Source organism: Rhodococcus sp. FH8 (assembly GCF_019266085.1).
Lineage (GTDB): Bacteria > Actinomycetota > Actinomycetes > Mycobacteriales > Mycobacteriaceae > Rhodococcus_F > Rhodococcus_F qingshengii.
On sequence record NZ_LPNQ01000036.1, the window covers coordinates 1 to 6,223 of the forward strand.

Annotated in this window: 1 protein-coding gene; it reads right to left on the reverse strand. The window is 62.2% G+C overall.

All coding sequences use genetic code 11. From position 1 onward, the window contains the following. A partial coding sequence (locus ATN38_RS00345; RefSeq protein WP_218747394.1) for a non-ribosomal peptide synthetase occupies positions 1-6,214 on the reverse strand: 6,214 nt, incomplete at its 3' end. Positions 6,215-6,223: the final 9 nt, after the last annotated feature.

Sequence of the window (6,223 nt, forward strand, 5' to 3'; positions counted from 1 at the left end):
GCGCTACCGCATCCGGAGACGCCGCCACCTGCGCATCGAACCCGTCCAACACCGACACACCCGCAACCTCACGAGCCGTGTCATTCCACCCCTCGAGCACCAACGAACGCTCAACAGAATCCAAAATATCAACGTCACCAACACGCACCGAAGGATCGGTGGCTACGGAGGAGAGCAGTCGAAGAACTCTGTCCAGCAACGCAGTTGCGTAGTCGGCATCGAAGAAGTCCGGTAGGTACCGCAGCGTCAAGTGCAACTGCTCGTCGAGTGCGATCAGCAGGGTCAACGGGTAGTTCGTGGAATCGTCCGAGGCAATGTCGTCGATCATCATTCCGTCGAGAACATCCGCCTGTGCGGCGAGGCCCTCACGGTCGACCGGGTACGACTCGAATACAACCAACGTGTCGAACAGTGTTCCGACGTCCGCTGCTTTCTGGACATCGGTCAAACCGAGATAGTGATGATCAAGCATTCTCGCCTGCTCGATCTGGACCCTGGCAACCAATTCTTCGACGGACTCCGCGGCGTCGAGGCGCACCCGCACGGGGAGGGTGTTGATGAACAACCCGACCATCGATTCGACGCCGGTGAGCGCCGGTGGCCGGCCGGACACTGTTGCACCGAAGACAACGTCGTCGGTTCCGGTCAACGCACCGAGCAGGACCGCCCACGCGCTCTGCACGATCGTGTTGGCGGTGACCCCGAGTCGTGCGGCCAGAGCGGTGAGCGCCGCGGTTGTCTCCGACGACATCGACACGTTCAGCTTCTGTGACAGCGCGGTGAATTCCTGTCCGCCTGTGACCTGAGCAAGCAGCGTCGGCTCTTCGACGCCGGAAAGCACATCCGCCCAGGCTGTGAGTGATCGATCACGATCCTGATCGACAAGCCACGCCAGGTAATTGCGATAGCTACGCACACGCGGAAGAACCGAGTCGTCACCACGCGTCGCGTACAGCGCCAACAGGTTCTGCAAGAGCAGTGGCACCGACCAACCGTCGAGAATAATGTGGTGATTCGCCACCACCAAGCGATAGTCCCCCTCCGCCATGGTGACGAAGGTGAACCGAATCAACGGCGGTGACGCCATATCGAAGTGTGTCGCCTGGTCAGCCGTCAAAACTTCGTTCAGAGCTGCCTCACGGTCGACGGCCGCAATATCGCTGAGATCGATGTTCCGCCACGGGACTGGAACGTCTCCGAGGACTATCTGGACCGGCGTTCCGTCGTCGTCGGCCGTGAATGCCGTTCGCAGGTTCGCATAACGGTCGATGATTCCCTGTGCTGCAGTGCGCAAGCGGTCGGCATCCACCTTCCCGGACAGAGTGAGAATCATCTGCACCGAGTAGAGGTCGACGCTGGATTCTGCCAACATCGCGTGGAAGAGCAAACCGGACTGCAGCGGTGCCAGGGGCCAGATGTCGGTCACCGTACCGAATCGATTCTCGAAGCCGTCGATATCTCGTTGGCTCACGGAGACAAGCGGCACGTCGGACGGTGTGAGTCCACCGGCTCCGACGGAGCGAGAATGCTCCGCCAGGGCAGTCAGTGCTTCGACCCAAATCTGTGCAAATGTCTCGACACTCTCGCCGTCGATGGCACCGACGGGGTATGCGAAAGAGGCCTCCAGAACAGCACCGTCTGCGCCGTCGTTGACGATCGCATTGATGTCGACGACCTTGTTTGCGGGCATGTCGACGTCTTCGGGTGCCGACACGTTGGCGAAATCGCCGGCCGGCAGCCACCCGAGTCCCTCGACGCCTGCCGGAAGATCCTCGGCGACAACTCGTCCCAGGTAGTTGAAGCTGACCTGTCCCCCGGCGAAGCGAGAAAGCACTGCGCGCGTGTCTTCGTTCAGGTAGCGCAGCAGTCCGTACCCGACGCCCTTGTCCGGGATCGCCAGAAGCTGTTCCTTCACTGCTTTGATCGCGCGTCCCGCCGAATCACCTCCGGCGAAAGCGTCACCCAGATCTACCTCGGAAAGATCGAGACTGATCGGGAAGGCAGCGGTGAACCAGCCAACGGTCCTTGACAGATCCGCGCCAGGAATCACGGCTTCTTCGCGACCGTGGCCCTCGAGTTGCAGCAAGGCAGACGTCGAGTCGATTCCGGCTCGGCGACGCCACTCGATCAGCGCGAGTGCCAGTCCAGCGAGCAGGCCGTCGTTGGCGCCGCCGTTGAAAACCTCCGGCAGCGTGGTCAACAGAGTCTCCGTCACCTGAGTGGGGACCGTCACGCTTATCCGCTGAACCGTTGCCGCAACGTCGACGGCAGAGTCGTACGCCCTCTTACCCAGCACCGGGTCCGGTGTCTGCAACACCTTCCGCCACGTATCCAGCTCGGCCACACGCGAATCCCGATGGGCCTCTTCGGACAAAGCATGAGCCCAGCGTCGCATCGACGTACCGGTCGGCTCGAGAGCAACATCCCCCGTCGCTCCGCTCGCCCCGGCCATCTGAGCCGCAGCCGACACCAGATCCGGAACGATGATTCGCCAGGAGACCCCGTCGACGATCAGGTGATGTGCAGCGATGATCAAGCGCCCGGTGCGAGTGGGACCGAAGTCGACCCACACGAACTGAACCATTACGCCGTCCGCCGGATTCAACCGGCCGAGAGCCTCGTCGAGGCCCTTGGAAGCCGTGAGAACAATTGTCGACTCGTCCGCAGCCGCGTCGACATCGACGCGGCTGAGCAGATCCTCGACGTCCACGGTTCCGGGCTCGGAGACCGACATCCCCCATCCGCGACCGTCGGAGATCAGCCGCGAGCGGAACATGTCGTGGTGGTCGACGACTGCGGCGAGTGTTCGCACGATGTCGGTTCGATGCACTCCGAGTGGAAGCTCGAGAGTCATCGTCTGCGTGAATCGGTTGTAGCTGCCACCGCGCTCGACCATGAATCGTTCGATCGGCGTCAACGGCATCCAGCCGACTCCACCGCCCGGCAACTCCTCGAGCACCACCGCGGCCTCGACGTCGGCGGCATACTTCGCCACTTCGGCCAATGCCGCGACAGTCTTGCTCTCGAAGACGTCACTGGGTGCGAATACGACCCCACGTGCCTTCGCACGAGAGACGAGTTGGATGGACATGATCGAGTCGCCGCCCTGAGCGAAGAACGAGTCGTCGGTGCCGATGCGATCCAGGCCGAGAACGTCCGCGAAGATCTCGCTCAGGATTTGTTCCATCTCGGTGACCGGGGCACGGAATTCCTTGGTCTCGAAAACCGGTGCTGGGAGCGCTTTTCGGTCCAGCTTGCCTGCCGGACTGAGCGGCATGTCCGAGGAGACCATGACCGAAGCCGGAACCATATGGGCCGGAAGGGTTCTGGAGACGAATTCGATCAATTCCGCCGAAGTGACCGAAGCGTGCTTTCCGGTGAACACGTACGACACCAGCGCCGGGGCACCCGACGGCAGGGTCGTACCCATCGTCGCAGCGAACTCGACCTCGGGGTGTGCCGTCAGCGATGCATCGATTTCGCCCAGTTCGATACGGAAACCGCGAATCTTGACCTGGAAATCGTTGCGGCCCACGTATTCCACGGCGTAGGTGGAGGGTGCCGTTCCAGCGACCCAGCGCACCACGTCACCGGTTCGGTACATTCGCTCGCCCGGATTACCGTGCGGGTTTGCCACGAATCGATCGGCACTCAAGCCTGGACGACGATGATAGCCGCGGGTCACCTGAGGACCGGACAGATACAGCTCGCCCGAGACTCCCAGTGGAACTGGATTGAGTCGTGTGTCCAGGACGAATGCGGCCATGTCACCGATCGTGGCGCCGATGTCCATTCGGTCACCGGGCAGAAGCGGAACGCTGACGTTCGTCACGATCGTCGTCTCGGTCGGGCCGTAGACATTCAGGAATGTCCTGGGAGCCGAAGCCGACGCGGCCGATCCGTCCCCTGTCGTCCACTTGCTGATCAGTTCCGGCGAATACGCTTCGCCACCCACGCCTACCACCGTCAGGTCGTCCAGACCGCTCGGGTCCATCGACGCCAGGGCAGCGGGTGTGATGAACGCATGCGTGACTCGTTCGCTACGGAACACCTCAGCCAGTTCGTCGCCGCCGTACACGCCAGGCGGGACGATGACCATCGTCGCGCCGGTGGCCACCGCGAGGAACAACTCGAGCATCGACGCGTCGAAACTCGGTGACGCGAAGTGCAATGTCCGCGAGGTGGGCTTCACGAGGTAGTGCGCGGCCTGCGTGACACTGAAGCTCGCCAGTCCCGCGTTGGTCGCGACAACGCCCTTCGGCAGTCCTGTCGTGCCGGAGGTGTAGATGACCCAAGCCGGATGAGCAGTCGTCAGTGGACGGACACGTTCCTCGGCATCTATCGGCGCTCCGGACACTCCGGCGATCATCTGTTCGCCGAGCGGTCCGTCCACGACCAACCACTCGACGTCGTCGGCGAGATTCGGACGTTCGACGTCGAGGGTCAGGCCAACCTTCGCACCCGAGTCGCTGAGCATGTGCGCGATACGGTCTGCCGGATAGTGCGGATCGATCGGAACGACCGCTGCCCCGGTCTTCGACACTGCCCAGACCGCGAGTACCGATTCGACGGATCTCGGAATCGACACCGCCACAAGATCTTCAGCCCCGAGACCACGGTTGATCAAAACGCGGGCCAGCTTCGACGACCACTCGTCGACCTCTCGATACGTCATGGACCTACCGGCCGCGGCCTGCGCCGTGCCGGGGTAGCGCAAAGCGACGTTGTCCGGGTAGCGCGCAGCAGCGTCGGCAAGAATCTCGGCCAACGGCGCCTGCGCTACTCCTGACGAAGCCCTTTGACTCGTCAGAACCTCACGCTCGGACGCGTCGAGGATTTCGATGTCACCCACTGAAGTTGCGGGGTCCGTCGCAATTCCGTTCAGAATGCGCATCAATCGTGCGGCGAATCCGCGGACGGTCGATTCGTCGAACAGATCCGTCGCGTACGTGAACGTCGCCGACAGCCCTTCTGATACCTCACTGATCGTGAGCTGCAGGTCGAACTTGGCCACGGTCTCGTCGATTTCGAACTCGGCCGCCGTCAGACCGGGCAGAGCCAACGAGTTCTGCCCCAGGTTCTGAAATGCCAATGCCACCTGGAACAGCGGGTGATGTGCCCTCGACCGAACGGGATCCAGCACTTCCACGAGCCGCTCGAACGGAAGGTCCGAGTGCGCGAACGCCTGAAGGTCGGTTTCCCGAGCCGAGGCCAGAAGTGTTGTGAACGCCGCCGACGGATCAACCTCGGTACGCAAAACCAGGGTGTTGACGAACATTCCGATCAAATCGTCGAGTTCGGATTCACCTCGCCCGGCCATCGGTGCACCGATGTTGATGTCCGTTGTTCCCGACAGACGAGCGAGAAGCGACGCCAGAGCCGCATGGACCACCATGAACATCGACGCATTGTGTTCCCGGCCCACGCTGATCAGCCGCTCATGCAATTCCTGACCGATCGAGAATTCGAATGTCGCTCCCTGACCGGAGAATACCGCCGGCCGAGCCCGATCCCCCGGAAGATTCAACTGTTCGGGCACGCCGTCCAGTGCTTGCGCCCAGTAAGTGATCTGTTGCGCGATGACGGACTGCGGATCGTCCTCGGACCCGAGAACCTCACGCTGCCACAACGAGTAATCGGCATACTGCACCGGCAACGGCGTCCAGGTCGGAGCCTGGCCGTTGGTTCGGGCGTAGTAGGCGGTCATGACGTCGCGGGTCAGCGGGCCCATCGAGAAACCGTCGGTCGAGATGTGATGCACCACGAATACCAGAACGTGCTCGTCGGCCTTGATCTGGAAAAGCTTGGCGCGCAACGGCACCTCGGCCGTCACGTCGAAGCCTGCCGCTACGAAGTTCGTTACCTCGGAAACGATCTCCGAATCCGAGACCGAGGTTGCCGCGAGGTTCACGTCGACATCAGCCGGTGCAACGATCTTCTGGTAGCCGACGCCGTCGACCTCGGGGTAGACCGTGCGCAGAACCTCGTGACGGCCGATAACGTCGGCGACCGCTTGCTCCAGCCCCAAGACGTCCAGTTCTCCGGTGAGAGTTATCGCAACCGGGACGTTGTTCCCTGCCGAGCTCGTATCCAACTGGTTGAGGAACCACATGCGCTGCTGCGCCAACGACAACGGAACCCGAACCGGACGCACCTGCGCAGTCAACGCCGCACGTGAACCGCCACCGACATGAGAACCCAAACGAGCAGCCAACGCCTCCAC